Genomic DNA, 1,585 nt, shown 5'->3' with positions numbered 1-1,585 from the left:
CGAAGGGTGTACCGATTGCGAGGGCCACTTGATCGAAGGAGTTCGCAACATTATCGGCGATAAAGCGATTATTGGCGTGAGTTTCGATCCGCACAGCCATCTCAGCCAAAAACGCGTGGACAATGCAAACATCATCACCGTTTTCAAAGAATTCCCCCACACCGATTTTGTCGAAGCGGGCAAGAATTGTGTCGACCTGACGCTGCGGGCGGTTCGCGGCGAGATTAAGCCAGTTCTCTCGGTTTTTGACGTGCGAATGATCGATATTTTGCCAACCAGCCGCGATCCAATGCGGGGATTTGTGGATCGGATGATTGCGCTTGAGGACACAAATGAGGTGCTGTCTGTATCCGCAATCCACGGTTTCATGGCCGGAGATTCCCCCGATCTTGGCGCTAAAATTATTGTCATAACTGATAACGATCTTTCCAAAGGCGACAGGATTGCCCGCACATTGGGGGAGGAGCTTTTTTCCTTTCGTGGCCAAACCAAGCCAGAATTCCTGACCGCAAAGGCCGCGTTGAAAAAGGCCGCCTCCGCGCCAAACGGCCCCGTGGTGGTGGCCGATGTTTGGGATAATCCCGGTGGTGGTGTTGCGGGCGATTCCACCTTGATGTTGCAAGAAGCCATCGCATTGGGCATGCCATCGGTTGCCTTTGGCACCATTTGGGATCCGATGGCCGTGCGGCTTTGCCACGCGGCAGGGGAGGGCGCCACGCTGGAGTTGCGTTTCGGCGGCAAAACCTCGGCCCATGCCGGAGATCCGATTGATGCCCGCGTCACCGTGCTCAAAAATCAATGCAACGCCGTGCAGAGCTTTGGCAAATCGGTTGTCCCGCTTGGGGACTGCTCCGTCATCCGCATGGGGGGCATTGAGGTGGTGCTTAATTCAAATCGCAGTCAGGCCTTTTCGCCAGACCTGTTCACCAATCTGGGCATCGACATCACGGCCAAGAAGGTGCTGGTTGTGAAATCGACGAACCATTTCCACGGTGCTTTTGCCAATGTGGCAGCAAATATTATCTATGCCGCAATCGAGGGACCCTACCCGAACGACCCGACGGTGACACCTTACAGGCATCTGACGCGCGCGATTTGGCCCATCGTCGAAAACCCGCACGAACAGGAGTCCGTTTGATGTTTTCGGAAATGGATACGCCCGCTGTCTTGGTTGATCTTGATATAGCCGAGGCAAATATCGCTCGGTTTCAGGAGCATTGTGATGCGCACGGGTTGAAACTGCGGCCCCATATCAAAACCCACAAATTGCCGATGCTCGCCAAACGGCAGATCGAGGCGGGGGCCCTTGGTATCACCTGTCAAAAGATCAGCGAAGCCGAGGCGATGATTTCGGAAGGCGGCATAGACGATGTGCTGATAACCTACAACATCGTTGGCACTCAGAAACTGTCTCGGTTACGCGCGCTCGCCCAGAAAGTACGGTTGAGTGTCGTGGCCGATAACACCGCGACGATCTCCGGATTGTCGACGACGTTTGGGCATGCCGCCACTCCGCTTACCGTACTTGTTGAATGTGACACGGGAGGGCAGCGCTGTGGCGTGACAACGCCGCTGGCGGCGGCCA

The 1,585-nt window shown here is 55.5% G+C and carries 2 protein-coding genes; both read left to right on the top strand.

The genetic code is table 11. The features are described 5' to 3' along the window. Nucleotides 1-1,138 (top strand): MlrC C-terminal domain-containing protein (locus tag AB9F27_RS21805; protein ID WP_369758191.1); only part of this gene is annotated, 1,138 nt, incomplete at its 5' end. Continuing rightward, nucleotides 1,138-1,585, top strand: a 448-nt coding sequence (locus AB9F27_RS21800; RefSeq protein ID WP_369758190.1) for an alanine racemase, incomplete at its 3' end; no start/stop codon positions are given. The genes AB9F27_RS21805 and AB9F27_RS21800, both read left to right, overlap by 1 nt.

It is taken from the genome of Falsihalocynthiibacter sp. CO-5D18, assembly GCF_041205445.1.
Lineage (GTDB): Bacteria > Pseudomonadota > Alphaproteobacteria > Rhodobacterales > Rhodobacteraceae > Falsihalocynthiibacter > Falsihalocynthiibacter arcticus.
This window is presented reverse-complemented; position numbering and strand designations above follow the sequence as displayed.